Here is a 15998-nt window from a genome sequence, read left to right on the forward strand (position 1 = left end):
GAGTTAAAAATTAACAACTCCTCACTCTTAACTCTTAACTTTTAACTCTTCGCATTCCGTATTTAGTCGCACCCGCCCTTAGGGGTACGATATAAGTATGGCAACTATCGAAATCTTGGGCGTTCCACACGCATACGAGCTAACGGCTCCCACTTCCTGCCCCCATGCTTTAGTATTTATCCACGGTTGGCTCAATAGCCGTGGGTATTGGCAACCTGTGATTTCCCGCCTATCAGATGATTTGCAGTGCCTGTCCTATGATTTGCGGGGTTTCGGTGAATCCCAGTCCCAGGTAAAAACCGATTTTAGTCGGGCACAAACGTCTCTGAGCCTGATGCCCATCTCCAGTAGTGCAGTTAGCTCACCAATCGATTCTCTTTACACTCCTGTTGCCTATGCTCAGGATTTAGCAATTCTCTTGAAACAGCTGAATATTACCAGTGCTTGGCTAATTGGTCACTCCTTGGGAGGTACGATCGCTCTCTGGGGAGCAGATCAAATACCTGAATGTGTTAAGGGAGTCATCTGTATCAACGCTGGTGGTGGTATTTACCTCAAAGAAGCTTTTGAGCAGTTTCGCTCGGCGGGTCAGAAATTTTTGCAAGTCCGCCCGCGCTGGTTGTCCCAAGTGCCTTTGATTGATTTGCTCTTTACCAGAGCCACTGTGGCTCGTCCTTTGGAGCGCTATTGGGCACGTCAGCGGCTGATTGATTTCGTCGTGGCTGACCCAGAAGCATCTCTGGGAAGTCTGTTAGACTCCACAACGGAAGAAGAAATCAATCGTTTACCTGAGCTAGTATCCCAATTGAAGCAGCCAGTTTATTTTTTGGCTGGTGCCGAAGACAAGGTTATGGAACCCAAGTATGTGCGCCATTTAGCTAGCTTTCACAGACTGTTCCAATATTGTGGTGACAATGTTCTGGAAATTCCTGATTGCGGACACCTAGCTATGTTGGAACAGCCGGATGCAGTCGCTGATCACATCCGGTCGATTGTCAATAGTCAATAGTCAATAGGTATTGGGCATTGGTTATTTCTTCCCCTGCTCCTGTGCCCCTTACGACTTCGGGTGATACAACTTCATCACTTGGGTAAGCGCTAACCTAGACTCAACGCTTAGTGTGAAGGGAGATGTATGACCACAGGATAGATGGTCAGCGGCGGCACAGCCGATCATGGCGGCGTTATCGGTACAGAATTTCAAAGGTGGGAATAGGACGCGTAGGTTATGTTCAACGGCGGCGGCTTGGAGATTTTTCCTCAACCCGCTATTAGCTGCTACACCGCCACCAACAGCAATTGTGTCTAGACCATAGTCCAGGGCACAGGCGATCGCTCTTTTGGTTAGCGATCGCGCTACGGTTTCCTGAAAACTAGCCGCTACATCTGCCACTGGTACTTGTCCACCATCTTTTTCTAACTGCTGTACTAAACGCAATACAGCCGTTTTTAACCCACTAAAACTCGTATCGTAACGATGAAATCCCCCACCAGGTAAAGAAACTTTTCCTTCTGGTAGGCTAAAGGCTTGGGAATTCCCCTGTTGTGCCAACTTGTCAATCACTGGACCACCCGGATAACCCAGCTTTAACAATCGTGCCACCTTATCAAAGGCTTCACCCGCAGCATCATCACGGGTTTGTCCCAGTGTTTCGTACCTACCACAACCTTTGACATAAATCAAGCTTGTATGTCCGCCAGAAACTAATAAACTCAAGAAAGGGGGATTTAAACTTGATTCGCTCAAATAAGTTGCGTAAATGTGACCTTCGAGGTGATGAACTCCCAAAAATGGTTTGTTGTGTACCATCGCCAGGGTTTTGGCAGCAGTTAACCCCACCAACAGCGCTCCTACCAATCCTGGGGCAGAAGTGGCAGCAATTGCGTCAATTTTCTCCCAGTCTAGTTGGGCTTGCTCTAAGGCTTGTGCGATCGCAACATTTATTGTTTCCAAGTGCTGGCGAGATGCTACTTCCGGTACTACCCCGCCATACTGCTGATGGACTAAAATTTGCGAGGCTACAATACTACTGCAAACTTTACGATTGTTAACAATTGCGACGGCAGTTTCATCACAGCTGGTTTCTATTGCTAAAACGGTTGCCATTGAAAGTGTTGAGTCCTAAGTCTTGAGTAGTAGAGACAAAATCTTGCTTCTTTACTACCCTACAACAACAATTTTTATCCTTGGCACTGGTGACTCAGCACTCAGCACTCCATTTTGGTTGAGAAGCTTTAACTTTTATTTACTTAAACTTTACTCGGTTACCACCCAAGAGTATGATGACTTCCTAGTTATGGAAATAAACAACTGTACAAGCCGCTTCGTTTTGTACATAAAACTTTTTGTTTTGTAGTAAAAGGAAACAACTCCATGCGACGATTGTTTGCTTTGATTTTAGCGATTTGTCTTTGGTTCAATTTTGCCTCCCCAGCAAAAGCTTTAGGGGCTAATTTGACACCGTGCAGGGACAATCCCGCTTTTCAACAGCTAGCAGCTAATGCTCGTAATACCACAGGTGACCCGGAATCAGGGATAAAGCGATTTGAGCGTTATTCTCAAGAACTGTGTGGTCCTGAGGGTTACCCCCACTTGATTGTTGATGGTCGTCTAGATCATGCTGGTGACTTCCTAATTCCCAGCATTCTCTTTCTATATATTGCTGGTTGGATTGGTTGGGTAGGTCGTGCCTACCTACAAGCGATCAAGAAAGAAGGCAACAACGTGGAATTGAAAGAAGTAATCATTGAAGTACCTTTGGCACTGCCAATTATGCTCTCAGGCTTTACTTGGCCCGTAGCAGCGATAAAAGAATTTCTGTCTGGCGAATTAGTAGCTAAAGATACAGAAATCCCCATTTCGCCACGCTAACCCTTGCTGCCACTTTTGATTTATTTAGGAGAATGATTCATGCAACAGAATTATTTCGTGAAATATCTATCCTTGGGACCAGTTTTACTTTTTGTGAATTTGATTTTTACAGCCGTTTTGTTGATTTTATTTAACAACTGGTTTCCTGACCTACTTTTCCACCCACTACCATAAGTTGAAGACAAGATTAAAAAATTTTGTTAGCTGTTAGTTGACAATTAACTAATAATTAGTAACTACTAACTATTAACAAAATAGTTCTATGAAACTCGTAAGCTGATCCCAGCATCACGAGTTTCATACTTTTGAAAGCAGCTAAATTAATTTTTCTAAACTTCCCTATCAAAAAGCATCTTTAGCCTCAATTATTATTAATATAAAAATGCCACCATTTTAATTTAGAGGCGAACATAAAAATATGGCACAAGCAGTAGATGCATCAAAGAATCTTCCCAGCGATCCCAGAAATCGGGAAGTTGTTTTTCCCGCATTAGGCGATCCACAGTTAGGCAACCTAGAAACCCCTGTTAATGCTTCTCCCTTGAGCAAGTGGTTCATTAATAACCTACCTGCCTATCGTCAAGGTATTAGCCCTGGTAGACGTGCAGTAGAAGTTGGCATGGCTCATGGTTACTGGATATTTGGCCCCTTTGCCAAATTGGGCCCACTGCGGGACACATCTGATGCTAACTTAGCTGGATTATTAGCAGCCATAGGGTTGGTTGTTGTCCTCACCGGTTCTCTATCCCTATATGCGAATAGCAGTCCGCCCAAAGCACTTCCTAGTGTTACCGTACCCAAACCTCCGACAGATGCTTTTAACTCTAAAGAAAGCTGGAACGACTTCGCCTTTTCTTTCTTGATTGGTGGTATTGGTGGTGCAGTAGTTGCTTACTTTTTGACTAGCAATCTAGCATCAATTCAAAGTTTGTTTGGTTAATTTAGAAATTAGAAGTTAGGGGTTAGAAGTTAGGAGTTAAAATTCCTAACTTTTTACTCCTAACTTATTTAAACAAAACCGCTTCAATATCATTTAAAGCAGTTTCAAAATCGTCATTAACGATTTGAATATCAAATTCGTCTACGGCTTGAATTTCTACTTGGGCGCGGAGTAGACGACGGGCGATCGCTTCTTCAGAATCTTGGGCGCGATCGCGTATTCGTTTCTCCAATTCATCAAAGGAAGGCGGTAAAATAAAAATGCTGAAGGCACTGGGGAAGGAAGCACGAATTTGTCTTGCCCCTTCTAACTCAATTTCCAGCACCACCAACTTACCGGAATTAATTTGGTTAAGCACAGATTCGCGCAAAGTACCGTAATAGTTACCAGCAAATTCTGCCCATTCCAAAAATTCCCCTTCCGCCACCAATTGTTCAAACTGATTACGGCTGATAAAGTAATAATTTTTGCCATCGATTTCCCCTCGACGGGGAGAACGAGTCGTCACCGATACAGAATAATATAGTTCTGGATGACGTTGTAGGAGCGATCGCATTAAAGTACCTTTACCGACCCCACTGGGGCCAGTTAAAACAATCAACCTGCCTAAATGTAAGCATTCTTCGGTAGTAGCATTACTGTGGATGGGTAAAACTGGTATCATCCCTTCAACCTGTGAATCAATCAATAGATATTATTCATTAGTCTTGTGTTCCTGGCCAAGTCCGTTATTGACTAATGAATTTCTAGCATGAGTGAGAGAAAACTTATATAATTCACATGGTACTGCCGATATAATGCAAAGAAGAGTGGGAATAACCCACTGCTAATTAATTATCTACAGTCTGATGATCGCGGGAAATCACAAAACGATTCGCTACCGTTTCCGGCTGAATCGCTGACAGAATTATGTGACTGGAATCGGTAATAATTACAGCTCTAGTTCGACGACCGTAAGTTGCATCAATCAGTTGACCTCTGTCCCGTGCATCGGTAATAATCCGTTTAATTGGAGCAGACTCTGGACTGACAATGGCAACTACTCGGTTGGCAGACACGATGTTACCAAAGCCGATGTTGATTAACTGAATCTCCATAAAAAAACTGACGCCAAACGTGGTGTGAGAAGCTTGAAATAAACTTATTCCCATGTTATCGCCAAAAAACGGGAGTTACAACGCTCAAATTCAAGCCAGCATTCATTTCTAAATAATGTCTACTTTTTTTAGCTATTTATCAGCTGTATTTACTGAATATCTTCCTAAAGACACATGTGTAATTCCACTGATACAAGCTATCTAGGTCAATCAATTTTGGATTTTAGATTTTAGATTTTACATTCACCCCAGCAATCATGTCAAAAAAGGGACTAGTACAGGGTGGCGTCAGTTTGTCTACCTTTAACAAGGGGCTAGGGCGTGCAAGAGCAATTTCTTAGTAATGGCTCTTAAAACTCTTATAAATGAAGCGTTTGAGCTTGTTCATCAAAACTTTTCTTACTTTTTTTTCTTACTTATGCACTTGATCAATAAATAAATGCTGGCAAATAATCCACATTTAGAATTTGCTCAATGCTGTAAGGACAAGTTTGCGGAAAACAATTCAATCCACTTTTCTTTTTTGCTTGTCGGAGCGCATCAATGTAAACTTCTTCAAGCACTGTGAGCAGATAGTTGTAGATATTTTTAGATTTAGTTAATTTTCTGAGTTCCACCCGAAAATTATCAATTTCAACTTCCCAATGATTTTTACATTCAGGAAGACTCCAATGTTGATACAAAAGCAGATGTTTGAGAAGTTGCAGTAAATAACTTTCGAGCTTGTGTTTCTGTTCATTACCCAACTTTTCAATCTCCTCAATCAAATGATCCCAATCAAGATGCTCTAAATTTCGTTCTTGCAATTGTTTCAACGTAGTTTCTAACCACAAGTGATAATCCTGTTCATAGAGAATTTGAGTGAGTATTTTAGACATTATTTAATGTTCTCCTAATTTACAAAGATTTTGAATTAGGTTTTATTGACGTACACTTCCAGCTTGACAATCGCGTAACCAAGTATTAACCGCTTGGGCAACAGTACCGTTACTACTATCGCGTGGCGGAGATAGTGGCTGCTGTGCTGAATAGGAACCAGTTTGAGAAAACATCATCACTAGACGCCAACCAGTTTTAGTTTTAGTCAACAACAGCCAGTGGAATTCCTGCAATTCTACCGCTTTCTTTCCTATGTACTGTCGCTCTAAGGTAGTAAAGAAAACTTGCTCAACTCCTGATGCAGCAGTTTTCGCATCTGCACTATATTCTTCAAGGTTAAGGGGCAGAGGAGTAAACTCAGGTCTTCCTGCCACTAGCATATAACTGTAAACATCACTGCTTCTACTGAGGCGGCGGGCACGTTGACTAACGCGATTGGTATAACTAGGTAAATCTTGCAGTAGCTGTATAGTTAATGTTTCTAAATTTTGCTCAGAACACAAAGACTTAACCGCAGCGTTGACATTTTCTTTTTCTGCTAGCGCAGAGGGTTTAGGGGTGAGGTTTATCGAGAACGCTGGGTAAGCAAGGCTATTTGATCCTAAAACCCAGAAGCCACAAGCTAAAAACCAACTATAATTTTTCTTTTTGAGCGCTACACCCTGCACCCTATCCCCCGGTTTCTCACTGACTTTTAGCTTCATGCCACCGTGGTTAACTCCTCAGAAATCCTCTTCCAGGCTAACTCCGGCTCAGTAGCAGTAGTAATGGGACGCCCAATCACTAAATAATCTGCACCAGCAATGATTGCTTGTGCTGGGGTGAGCGATCGCTTTTGATCACCAATATCAGCCCACGTTGGTCTAATCCCCGGACAAACTAGCAAAAAGTCATCTCCACAAGTTTGCCGTAGTTGTGCCACTTCTTGGGGCGAACAAACTACCCCATCCAAACCAGATTCTTGAGCCAGCAGGGCCATTTCTAGAGCATATTCTGGCAATTCCAGAGGTATTTTTAAATCAAACGCCAACTGCCTAGCAGAAATGCTCGTTAGCAAAGTAATAGCAATTAACTTTGGTGGTTGTACACCTGCTTTTGCAGCCCCTTCCTGTGCCGCCTCAGTTGCGGCTTTCAGGGCATCTCTACCAGCAGTAGCATGAATTGTCAGTAAATCCACCCCGTATCTAGCTGCACTCCGGCAAGCACCAGCAACGGTATTGGGGATATCATCAAACTTTAAATCCAAGAAAATGCGCTTTTGGCGGGACTTTAGTTCTTCTAGGATTTTCGGGCCAGTGCTGGTAAACAACTCTAAACCGACTTTCCAGAAATTAACTTGCGGAAGTTGATCTATAAGAGCGATCGCACTTTCTTCATCTGGCACATCTAAAGGCACAATAATTCTTCGTTCTGCGTTCATCTCTGGTTTACCATTCCCCATTTAGGGCACTAAGCGCACAAACTTATTTTTCCCAACTTGTAAAACCTTACCTTGTAACTCAGCCGGATCAGCAAAAGTAGTATCAACATCAGTAATGCGATCGCCATCTAAGCGCACGCCACCTTCTTGAATTTTCCGCTTTCCTTCACCTGTACTTTTGCATAAGCCAGTGACATTGAGAATATACGCTAACTTAGTAGGAAACTGTTGCACGTCAACTAGAGAAAATTCTGGAACTGCACCATCCTTGCCGCCGCTTTGGGCTGCTTCTTTTGCCTCTTGGGCTGCTGCTTCGCCGTGGTACTGTTTGACAACTTCCCATGCTAGAAGTGTTTGGCGATCGCGGGGATTTTCTGGCAGATTATCCAAAGGTAAATCCGTCAACAGTTCAAAATACTGCTCCAGCAGATGATCTGGAACTCCTTGTAACTTCTGATACTTTTGTCCCGGATGTTCCGATAAGCCGATATAATTACCTAAAGACTTGGACATTTTTTGCACCCCATCCGTGCCAATCAAAATTGGCAGCAGCATCCCAAACTGGGGCTTTTGACCAAAATGGCGCTGCAAATCTCTGCCTACAGCAATGTTAAATTTCTGATCAGTCCCTCCCAATTCCACATCTGCCTCAACGGCAACGGAATCAAAACCTTGCATTAACGGGTATAGGAACTCATGGATAAAAATCGGATTCTCTTTTCTATAGCGATCGGCAAATCCTTCCTTCGCCAACATCTGCCCCACCGTCATCGTGGAGAGTAACTCCAAAATTTTCTCTAAGTTTAGCCCAGAGAGCCATTCGGAGTTATAACGCACCTCTAACCTTCCTGGTGTGTCAAAATCCAAGATAGGACGTACTTGGTCAAGATAAGTCTGAGCATTGTGCGCTACATCTGCTTCTGTAAGCTGACGGCGGACTTCAGATTTCCCAGTCGGATCACCAATGCGTGCTGTAAAATCGCCAATAATCAGAACTGCTATATGGCCTGCATCTTGAAACGCTCGCAGTTTCCGTACTGGTATGCTATGACCGAGATGAATATCAGTACCCGTAGGGTCAATCCCCAATTTGATTCTCAAAGGTTGGTTTGTAGTTACCAAGCGCTTTTCTAGATCACTGTTAACATCAACTGGTTGTGGGAAAACTTCTACTACACCACGACGCAGCCAAGCCAAATCTTGCGTCATACTAGAAAATTCATTATTAGCTATGTTTTGTACATTAGAAGTTAAGTTGGTTATAAACACTTGCAATTTATCCGCTTTCTCATCTGCCAAACTACTATAATTGCAAAAAATTAACCGCCTTGCTTCGTCCAATCAATTACAGTTAACTTTACAAGTGAGGAAGTGAAATCGCCGTGTCGTCTTCTAGGACTTTTGAAGATAAACAGCCACAACGTCGGGCTTCATCAGGTTTTGAGTTTTTGAAAGGAGTCGGTCAGGTAACTGGCGGTACTCTCCTCTCAATCACCATGCTGGCAAGTTCCATTGTAGCCGGAGGACTGGTTGGTTTAGCCATTAGTTTCCGTAATTTGCCAGATGTGAGACAGCTTCGTAACTTCTTTCCCTCAGAAACAACTTACATTTATGACGTTAAGGGTAAACTTTTAACGAGTATCCACGGGGAAGCCAACCGGGAAGTCGTACCCTTGGATAGAATTTCCCCGAATTTAAAACGGGCGGTATTAGCAAGTGAAGATAGCCACTTCTACGATCACCACGGTATTAACCCCACTGGTGTTGGCCGGGCTGTAGTAGTTAACGCTGTGGCAGGTGGAGTCCGAGAAGGTGGCTCTACTGTTACTATGCAATTGGTAAAAAACCTGTTTTTGTCTCACAAGCGTGCCTTTACCCGGAAGTTAGCGGAGGGGGTGCTGGCAATCCGGTTAGAGCAAATTCTCACCAAAGACCAAATTTTAGAAATGTACCTCAATCAAGTTTATTGGGGTCATAACAATTATGGTGTACAAACGGCAGCCCGCAGTTACTTTAATAAGTCAGCAGAATATTTAACCTTGGGTGAGTCAGCAATGATGGCGGGTTTGATCCAAGCACCAGAAGAATTCAGCCCGTTTGTGAGCATGAAATTGGCAAAACAGAAACAAAAAGAAGTGCTAGGACGGATGCTGGAATTAAACTGGATCAACCAGTCAGAGTACGACAATGCACTCAAGCAAGAAATCAAACTTGGTAAAATCAAATCCTTTCAAGGTAGTGCGCTACCTTATGTAACCAATACTGTAGCGCAGGAATTGGCTAAAAAGTTTGGGCGTGAGACACTACTCAAAGGCGGGATGCGGGTGCAAACTACGGTTGACGCCAATTTCCAAATGATGGCAGAGGAAACCATTACCAAGTGGCATAAAACACTTTTAGAGCAGGGATTATCTAAGAATCAAATGGCTCTGGTGGCAATTGATCCACGCACACATTTTATCAAAGCCCTGGTGGGCGGTATAGATCCTAAGACCAGTGAATTCAATCGTGCAACTCAAGCTCAACGCCAGCCCGGATCTTCTTTTAAACCGTTTGTATATTATACTGCTTTCGCTACTGGTAAGTATGGGCCAGACTCAACGGTGGTAGATGCTCCAGTCAGCTATCGAGATGGTAACGGTTGGTACTTTCCCAGAAATTATGATGGCAGTTTTAGAGGAGCGATGCCAATCCGCACAGCTATAGCTCAGTCACGCAACATTCCTGTAATCAAGGTTGGTAAGGCTGTGGGGATGAATAGAGTGATCGAAACTTGCCGTACCTTGGGCATTATGAGTCCGATGGAACCTGTTAGCTCCTTACCTCTTGGTGCAATTGGTGTCACACCTTTGGAAATGGCTAGTGCCTATGCTACCTTTGCTAATTATGGCTGGCAGTCACCACCAACTGTAATTGCCCGTGTCACCGATAGTAGTGGTAACGTCTTGCTAGACAATACTCCCAAGCCTCAGTTAGTTCTCGATCCTTGGGCATCAGCGGCAATTATTGATGTGATGCGATCGGTAATTACTGAAGGTACTGGTAAAGGTGCTGCTATAGGCCGCCCAGCCGCAGGGAAGACGGGAACAACATCATCAGAAAAAGATATTTGGTTTGTTGGTACTGTGCCACAGTTAACAACTGCTGTCTGGGTAGGGAGAGACGACAACAAACAATTAGCTGACCATGCAACAGGTGGTGTTATGGTCGCTCCCATCTGGAAAGATTTTATGCAGAAGGCACTTAAGAATGTACCAGTAGAAAACTTTAAGTCAACTTCTCAGTTTTCTCGCCCCAAGTCACAATAATTTGAGATTTTAGGTCTCGCCTTTGGTACGCTGACAGCGCAACTTAGATTTTGGTGAAGCAGTGCGTTCTTGGGGGTCTCCCCCATGAGCGACTGCTGTTAGCGAGTCTTCTCCCAAGGGGAGACGCCAAGGGCGAACGAGCATCACCCGAAGGGATTGGCAATTAATCCAAAATCTAAAATCTAAAATTGACTAAACCTGTTTTTCTAGCTCGGCTTTCATCCGTTCTAAAGTGAGGTTCATTTGGTCAAACATTTGTTGCGGAGTGACACCAAACTGACCTAATTGGGTTTTCATCTGCTCTACTGTCATTTGTGCCATAAAATCTTCTGATAGCTCGAAGCGCTTCATAAAGATGCGATACCGATCCATCATGGCTTCCATTTGCTCAATAAACACCTTTTTGCCCTCGCGGTCAAATTTGCCGTAGCCGTTACCAAGCTTGATCAGCGCTTGATAATTGTCAAACAGCTGTTTTGCTTCTTGCTGAACTATCTCGGAATCGAAGAATCCCATATTGCTTATATTAAACTGAGCGCCCAGACCCAGTAGCTTAATAGTTTTACTTCTATTTATCATTTTAGTCTAGAGGAGTAATTTAATAACGAAGCTTCGGTTTTAGCACGGTTTTTTACCGAAATTTCAACACTTGACTTGAGAAGCTTTCCACTGTGTAAACCGACTTAATAAAGTCGCAATACTCATAGCTTTTTTATTCAAAGACTAAATTGTGCGTGGGACTGAAGGGCAAGGCACGGTAGTTGACTAAAATAAATTTATATGATCACTGGTAAGTAAAAATTTGGCAATATAGCTACGATGATTATTACCAGAGTTGTATTTCTTCTCTTCTCTACAAAAGGCTCCGCCCTAAGTAAGCGAACGCAAGAGCGTCTCTAAGAGTTGCTATGCCGCAGGCTTTACGAAACGCTACGCAAACAATTTTGAATTTTGAATGGCTTATGGTTATCTTGTTGTAGAAACTGTGGTAATGGTAGATTTATTATAAATATGTTGACTAAGCGCAAAAGCCGAAGCGTTGCCGCTGTTTTAGCTTTTTCTGGCACGCTGACAATTTCAGGATTGCATAAATTTTATTTGGGACAGCCTCTGTGGGGTGTTTTGTATGTTTTGCTTTCCTGGACGCCTATCCCCAAGGTAGCTAGTGCCATTGAGGGAGTTTGGTATTTAGCCCAAGACGAAGAAGCTTTTGATCGTAATTTTAATCTAGGCAAGTCAGCGGCAAGGAACTTACAGGGAGTGAGTAATCAGGTAGGAGCGATCGCTGACGCAATGCGTGAATTAGATGCTCTGCGCCAGGATGGACTGATTTCAGAGTATGAGTTTGAGCAAAAGCGCCGCCAATTGCTAGACCAGATTTCTTAAGGTAAGCGACAATCATGAATAACTGGCTACCTTTAAACTCAAGGTTGCAAAAACTCCGGGCCAAGCTCCTCAACGATCCTTACTATCGTTTACAATCTGGGGAAGAAATTCAGATAGCGGCAAAATTAGGTATTCGCATTGATGCTAATCAAGCGACTGTAGATGATTGGTTACGTTTACCAGGTTTGTCAATTCACCAAGCGCGATCGCTTGTAGAACTTTCGCGTTCGGGTGTTAAATTTTACTGTATTGAAGACATCGCTGCGGCTTTGGCTATACCAGCGCCGCGGCTAGAGCCATTAAAGCCTCTGCTGAATTTTATTTATTATGACCACGAATCTTTAGAAAATCCGACCCATTTAGTCAATCCGAATACAGCAACAGTTGAAAAGTTAGCACAAATTCCATTTATAGATTTGTCTTTAGCACAAGCAGTAGTTCAAAATCGGCAATCAGTTGGGCTTTACCGTAACCTAGCTGATTTCCAGCGGCGGTTGGAGTTACCTGGTGATGCGATCGCCCAGATAATGTATTATTTAAGGTTTTAAGTTCAATACGGTTCAGTTAAGGCTATACCTCTTTATCAAAGTCAATTTTTTTTAATGAACCGCAGAGGCGCAGAGAACACAGAGAGAAGGGAGAAATGCTTAACTGAACTGTATTGGTTTTAAATTAAAAGTTAGAAGTCTTAAAATAACTCCTAACTTTAGCAATTTTGAATTTTAGATTGAAAGAAAAATCCAAAATTGATTAAATAAACCCAATGCGATCAAGAGGCCAAAAGCGAAATGTTGCTCGACCAATGATATTTTTTCTAGGTAAAAAGCCCCAATAGCGAGAGTCATTGCTATCGTTGCGGTTATCGCCCATAACAAAAAACTCATCTTCTGGAACTTTCACTGGTCGATATGGTTGATTTGGGGGTTCAGCGATGTAGTTTTCTGTCAAGGGTTGACCGTTAAGATAGACTTTGCCAGAAGCAACACTAATAACCTCACCAGGCTTGCCAATAACCCGTTTGATGAAAGCTTGGTCTTTGGGATATCCTCGACGTTGTAGTTCTGCGGGTGGCTGAAAAACAATAATATCCCCAGTTATAGGAGGATGAAAATGGTAAGAGATTTTTTCAACTACCAAGCGATCGCCAGTATGTAAGGTAGGCAACATCGAATCAGAAGGTATAAAGCGGGGTTCGGCGATAAAAGTCCGGATCAGGAATGCCAAACACAATGCGATCGCAATTAAAATCAGATTTTCTTGCCAACTACGCCATACTTTTAACGACGCACGCTCTTGTTTTGCATCACTTTCGTGAGGAATCATAAAAGTTTCTAGCCAGTTTCAGAAGTGGGACAAATACCTTGATTATTTTGACTCAAAAGGTATACTAGTAAACAAGCTGGGTACTGCATAAACCCATACAGATATTAAATAATACAGTTATCACATTTACCAAAGACAAGCAAAAGTACTGTAAATAAAGCATGACCTGTCTAAGGCAATATAAGTTAACGATTAGGATTACTAGATAGATAATTAAAAATCCTAATTCTAATTGCTGCAATTATAAGGCAAGTTATTAGATAATTTTCAGTTTTGCTTTCTCCTACTAAAAAAGTTAGTTACCGATTGGTAGAGCGATACAGCCAGTCGGTTTTTTCTTTGAGCAGAAAATTGGTCGTTGGATCGCAAAGCAGTCTACCACATGTCTGACAATATCTGCTTTCCTTTACCGAAAAAAGGCACAGGGCAGTCTTACTAGAGGCTGAGTTAAAAGAAAATGTATTTTGATGTGTATTCTTAAGTTATATTACATAAACTTATAAATTCAAATGTACTTTTAAATACAAAGGTTTAATTCTACTAAGTGTTAATAGTAAAAAATATTACACATAATATTGGATTTAATGGTTCTATAGATAGATGCCATACTATTAACGTAAGTTGCTAGTTAGTGCCTCGGATAGTATTAACATCTGACAAAAATATTTATTTTTAGTATTTAAAAATACTAACTTTTTCGATTACGTACTTAAAAATATGCGTTTTTTGATAACTAGCAACTTGGGTTATTACGATTCTAACGATTTGCCTATTATATATGCGATTATTTTCCGTAATTACACGGTAACAGTGCCTATGAAATTGTACTATATAATTAAGATATAAATTTTCTTAATTATGTAGAAAAATATTAACAGACTAAAGTATGAGCATCAAAAATAGAACTAAACTGCCGATAAAATTATTTTTGCCGAATGAGTCAAAAGTATCTAAATTAACGAATAAGTGCCCTTTGACAATGAGAAACTATATTCAATCAATTTTCGTCAGTCTATTTCAGAGAAAGTACAAGGTAACATTCTGTCAGTTGGAAATTTAACTTTTTCTTAAAATTCTTAAAAAGGAAGCAATCACAACAGGCAGTAGAATACATCTTATCAAGAATAGAACTAATAGTTTACTAGACTCTTGTTTTAAAGATACCTCGTCCCTTGTAAGTAGTTTTGGATGTTAATCAAATAATTCATTAAGTTGTAAATTATACAACTTTACTGTCAGAAGTCTGATGATAAAAACTTCAACCTGCAAAAAGTAAGTGCAAATTGTAGGTGCGAAAGTTTAGCTCATCTTATTTGTAAAGCTATAAAACTTGAAAGGATAATGCTACCTTACCCGTGAACTGAAAGGTAGTAACTAATTCAGAACTCTATTAAAAGGATTTTGGGGTGTGATTAATTGTCTAATTGTGCTCCTTCTTAGAGCTAGCAGTAAGAATGTGGAAGTGCAGACCTTGCCTTTCGTAAATGGGTTGATATTAGATAGTACCAAGTATTGTATAAGCGTTCGTCCAAATCTAGAGCATCTAGATTTCAGTTAAAGCGGTATAGTCTGTCTTCTCGATTCTAAATTTCCGTTAGTCCTAATTCCAATTTTCAGGATTACCAGAAAGTAACTGGTATCTAAAAAAATATGCTATGACGTACCGTCATAACCGAGGTTGATGGTTCGATTTTTGAAGGAGCTATGAGGTGGAAAACAATAAATCGTTTTTGTGGCCAGAAGGAATATTAATTGCGTTGCTTGCCTTAGGTGGTGTTTTTAGCGTTGCTTTCATGATGCTTCTAAGGCCAAATGCTTCGGAGGCTCAAAGTAGACAAAGTATAAATGTAAAGGATGTATCTGCAAACGTAGGAACTCAGCAGCGCATTGAGAAATTAAAGGCGGCGATGCTTACAAGTTGGCAGCAAGAAGCACAAACAAAAGGACTATCCTACGCTATACCACCACGTTTTCAAGGGGCAATAATTGCAGCCGCAAAACTCACTCAGGGTGAAAAAGTGATTGCTCTCACCTTTGATGATGGACCTTGGCCTCAGAGCACAGAGCAAGTGCTAAATATTCTAAAATCAAATAATATCAAAGGGACGTTTTTTGTCGTTGGACAGAACCTAAAAAATTATCCAGAAATAGGAAAGCAAATTGTTGCTCAAGGTCACGTCATTGCCAACCATACTTGGCATCATTGGTATCACTTCTTTAATCAACAAGCAGCAGCTTATGAAATTGATCGCACAACAGACTTAATTTATCAAATTACAGGTGCTAAAACAAATCTGTTCCGACCGCCTGGTGGCATCATGCACAATGGATTAGCTGCTTATGCTAAAGGACAGAAGTATGCTGTAGTGATGTGGTCAGCTGACTCTACAGACTACAAATTACCAGCTGTACCAAAGTTGATCAATAACGTGATTAAAGATTCCAAACCTGGTGGTATTGTGCTAATGCACGATGGTGGTGGCAACCGTTCTAGAACTATACAAGCTTTACCAGAAATTATTGGCCACTTTAGAAAGCAAGGCTATCGCTTTGTTACTATTCCAGAACTTTTAGAAATGGAAGATGCAGACCAAAAGTTACTTACTAACAAAAAGTAATAATTCTTAATTAAAAATAATTGATTAATAGTAATTAGCTAAAAAATAAAATTATGTTTTTTGGTTAAAATGAATTATTTGTAACTGGAGTTTAGACTAGTTACTAATGCAAAACTAAAGAACAAATCAACTTAAACTGTTATTTGAATAATCTT

At 41.3% G+C, this 15998-nt stretch carries 17 protein-coding genes; 8 read left to right on the forward strand and 9 right to left on the reverse strand.

Annotated features, from left to right (window positions below; genetic code table 11):
• Nucleotides 1-97: 97 nt before the first annotated feature.
• Complete coding sequence (locus V7K35_RS03895; protein WP_334798219.1) at nt 98-1009, forward strand: alpha/beta fold hydrolase; 912 nt, start codon at nt 98-100, stop codon at nt 1007-1009.
• Nucleotides 1010-1057: 48 nt separating this feature from the next.
• On the opposite strand, the gene tsaD is transcribed toward V7K35_RS03895, so the two are convergent.
• Nucleotides 1058-2107 (reverse strand): tRNA (adenosine(37)-N6)-threonylcarbamoyltransferase complex transferase subunit TsaD, encoded by a 1050-nt coding sequence (gene tsaD, locus V7K35_RS03900; protein ID WP_335076544.1) that lies wholly within the window; start codon nt 2105-2107, stop codon nt 1058-1060.
• Between the two features lie 267 nt (nt 2108-2374).
• On the opposite strand from tsaD, the gene V7K35_RS03905 reads away from it, so the two are divergent.
• From V7K35_RS03905 to V7K35_RS03915, 3 genes are all read left to right on the forward strand, one after another.
• A complete protein-coding gene (locus V7K35_RS03905) occupies nt 2375-2872 on the forward strand; it encodes a Photosystem I reaction center subunit III (RefSeq protein ID WP_335076546.1) in 498 nt (165 codons plus the stop codon).
• Between the two features lie 39 nt (nt 2873-2911).
• Nucleotides 2912-3046 carry a Photosystem I reaction center subunit IX gene (locus tag V7K35_RS03910; protein WP_334724076.1) on the forward strand — a complete coding sequence of 45 codons (135 nt, stop codon included), beginning with the start codon at nt 2912-2914 and terminating at the stop codon, nt 3044-3046.
• Nucleotides 3047-3290: 244 nt separating this feature from the next.
• Nucleotides 3291-3812 carry a photosystem I reaction center protein subunit XI gene (locus V7K35_RS03915; protein WP_334798224.1) on the forward strand — a complete coding sequence of 174 codons (522 nt, stop codon included), beginning with the start codon at nt 3291-3293 and terminating at the stop codon, nt 3810-3812.
• Between the two features lie 64 nt (nt 3813-3876).
• Here the strand turns inward: V7K35_RS03915 and gmk are convergent, their stop codons facing one another.
• The 6 genes from gmk to tyrS form a co-directional block, all read right to left on the reverse strand.
• Nucleotides 3877-4476, reverse strand: coding sequence for a guanylate kinase (gene gmk, locus V7K35_RS03920; RefSeq protein WP_335076728.1), 600 nt, complete (start codon nt 4474-4476; stop codon nt 3877-3879).
• A 166-nt stretch (nt 4477-4642) separates the two neighbouring features.
• Nucleotides 4643-4909, reverse strand: coding sequence for an extracellular matrix/biofilm regulator RemA (gene remA, locus V7K35_RS03925; RefSeq protein ID WP_273769630.1), 267 nt, complete (start codon nt 4907-4909; stop codon nt 4643-4645).
• A gap of 428 nt (nt 4910-5337) precedes the next feature.
• Entirely contained in the window at nt 5338-5787 is a 450-nt protein-coding gene (locus V7K35_RS03930) for a DUF29 domain-containing protein (RefSeq protein ID WP_334798227.1), read from the reverse strand.
• A 42-nt stretch (nt 5788-5829) separates the two neighbouring features.
• Nucleotides 5830-6492, reverse strand: a complete 663-nt coding sequence (locus tag V7K35_RS03935; RefSeq protein WP_335076548.1) for a hypothetical protein — start codon at nt 6490-6492, stop codon at nt 5830-5832.
• A complete protein-coding gene (pyrF, locus tag V7K35_RS03940; RefSeq protein ID WP_335076550.1) occupies nt 6489-7208 on the reverse strand; it encodes an orotidine-5'-phosphate decarboxylase in 720 nt (239 codons plus the stop codon). Before pyrF ends, V7K35_RS03935 begins: the two co-directional genes overlap by 4 nt.
• Before the next feature lie 21 nt (nt 7209-7229).
• Nucleotides 7230-8417 (reverse strand): tyrosine--tRNA ligase, encoded by a 1188-nt coding sequence (gene tyrS, locus V7K35_RS03945; RefSeq protein ID WP_335076552.1) that lies wholly within the window; start codon nt 8415-8417, stop codon nt 7230-7232.
• 173 nt (nt 8418-8590) lie between these two features.
• On the opposite strand from tyrS, the gene V7K35_RS03950 reads away from it, so the two are divergent.
• Nucleotides 8591-10516, forward strand: coding sequence for a transglycosylase domain-containing protein (locus V7K35_RS03950; protein ID WP_335076554.1), 1926 nt, complete (start codon nt 8591-8593; stop codon nt 10514-10516).
• A gap of 192 nt (nt 10517-10708) precedes the next feature.
• Here the strand turns inward: V7K35_RS03950 and V7K35_RS03955 are convergent, their stop codons facing one another.
• Entirely contained in the window at nt 10709-11032 is a 324-nt protein-coding gene (locus tag V7K35_RS03955) for a DUF1825 family protein (protein ID WP_334873995.1), read from the reverse strand.
• Nucleotides 11033-11527: 495 nt separating this feature from the next.
• On the opposite strand from V7K35_RS03955, the gene V7K35_RS03960 reads away from it, so the two are divergent.
• Complete coding sequence (locus V7K35_RS03960) at nt 11528-11902, forward strand: NINE protein (RefSeq protein WP_273763836.1); 375 nt, start codon at nt 11528-11530, stop codon at nt 11900-11902.
• Nucleotides 11903-11916: 14 nt separating this feature from the next.
• Nucleotides 11917-12450, forward strand: coding sequence for a ComEA family DNA-binding protein (locus tag V7K35_RS03965; RefSeq protein WP_335076556.1), 534 nt, complete (start codon nt 11917-11919; stop codon nt 12448-12450).
• Nucleotides 12451-12652: 202 nt separating this feature from the next.
• Here the strand turns inward: V7K35_RS03965 and lepB are convergent, their stop codons facing one another.
• Nucleotides 12653-13225, reverse strand: coding sequence for a signal peptidase I (lepB, locus tag V7K35_RS03970; RefSeq protein ID WP_334798237.1), 573 nt, complete (start codon nt 13223-13225; stop codon nt 12653-12655).
• A 1709-nt stretch (nt 13226-14934) separates the two neighbouring features.
• Between lepB and V7K35_RS03975 the strand changes: the two genes are divergently transcribed.
• Entirely contained in the window at nt 14935-15843 is a 909-nt protein-coding gene (locus tag V7K35_RS03975) for a polysaccharide deacetylase family protein (RefSeq protein ID WP_335076558.1), read from the forward strand.
• Nucleotides 15844-15998: the final 155 nt, after the last annotated feature.

The organism is Nostoc sp. (assembly GCF_036917275.1).
In the GTDB taxonomy this organism is placed as follows: Bacteria; Cyanobacteriota; Cyanobacteriia; order Cyanobacteriales; family Nostocaceae; genus Nostoc.

Coding starts and splice junctions, on each gene's coding strand:
- V7K35_RS03895 (WP_334798219.1), top strand. CDS start 98: ATGGCAACTATCGAAATCTTGGGCGTTCCACACGCATACGAGCTAACG.
- tsaD (WP_335076544.1), bottom strand. CDS start 2,107: ATGGCAACCGTTTTAGCAATAGAAACCAGCTGTGATGAAACTGCCGTC.
- V7K35_RS03905 (WP_335076546.1), top strand. CDS start 2,375: ATGCGACGATTGTTTGCTTTGATTTTAGCGATTTGTCTTTGGTTCAAT.
- V7K35_RS03910 (WP_334724076.1), top strand. CDS start 2,912: ATGCAACAGAATTATTTCGTGAAATATCTATCCTTGGGACCAGTTTTA.
- V7K35_RS03915 (WP_334798224.1), top strand. CDS start 3,291: ATGGCACAAGCAGTAGATGCATCAAAGAATCTTCCCAGCGATCCCAGA.
- gmk (WP_335076728.1), bottom strand. CDS start 4,476: ATGATACCAGTTTTACCCATCCACAGTAATGCTACTACCGAAGAATGC.
- remA (WP_273769630.1), bottom strand. CDS start 4,909: ATGGAGATTCAGTTAATCAACATCGGCTTTGGTAACATCGTGTCTGCC.
- V7K35_RS03930 (WP_334798227.1), bottom strand. CDS start 5,787: ATGTCTAAAATACTCACTCAAATTCTCTATGAACAGGATTATCACTTG.
- V7K35_RS03935 (WP_335076548.1), bottom strand. CDS start 6,492: ATGAAGCTAAAAGTCAGTGAGAAACCGGGGGATAGGGTGCAGGGTGTA.
- pyrF (WP_335076550.1), bottom strand. CDS start 7,208: ATGAACGCAGAACGAAGAATTATTGTGCCTTTAGATGTGCCAGATGAA.
- tyrS (WP_335076552.1), bottom strand. CDS start 8,417: ATGACGCAAGATTTGGCTTGGCTGCGTCGTGGTGTAGTAGAAGTTTTC.
- V7K35_RS03955 (WP_334873995.1), bottom strand. CDS start 11,032: ATGGGATTCTTCGATTCCGAGATAGTTCAGCAAGAAGCAAAACAGCTG.
- V7K35_RS03960 (WP_273763836.1), top strand. CDS start 11,528: ATGTTGACTAAGCGCAAAAGCCGAAGCGTTGCCGCTGTTTTAGCTTTT.
- V7K35_RS03965 (WP_335076556.1), top strand. CDS start 11,917: ATGAATAACTGGCTACCTTTAAACTCAAGGTTGCAAAAACTCCGGGCC.
- lepB (WP_334798237.1), bottom strand. CDS start 13,225: ATGATTCCTCACGAAAGTGATGCAAAACAAGAGCGTGCGTCGTTAAAA.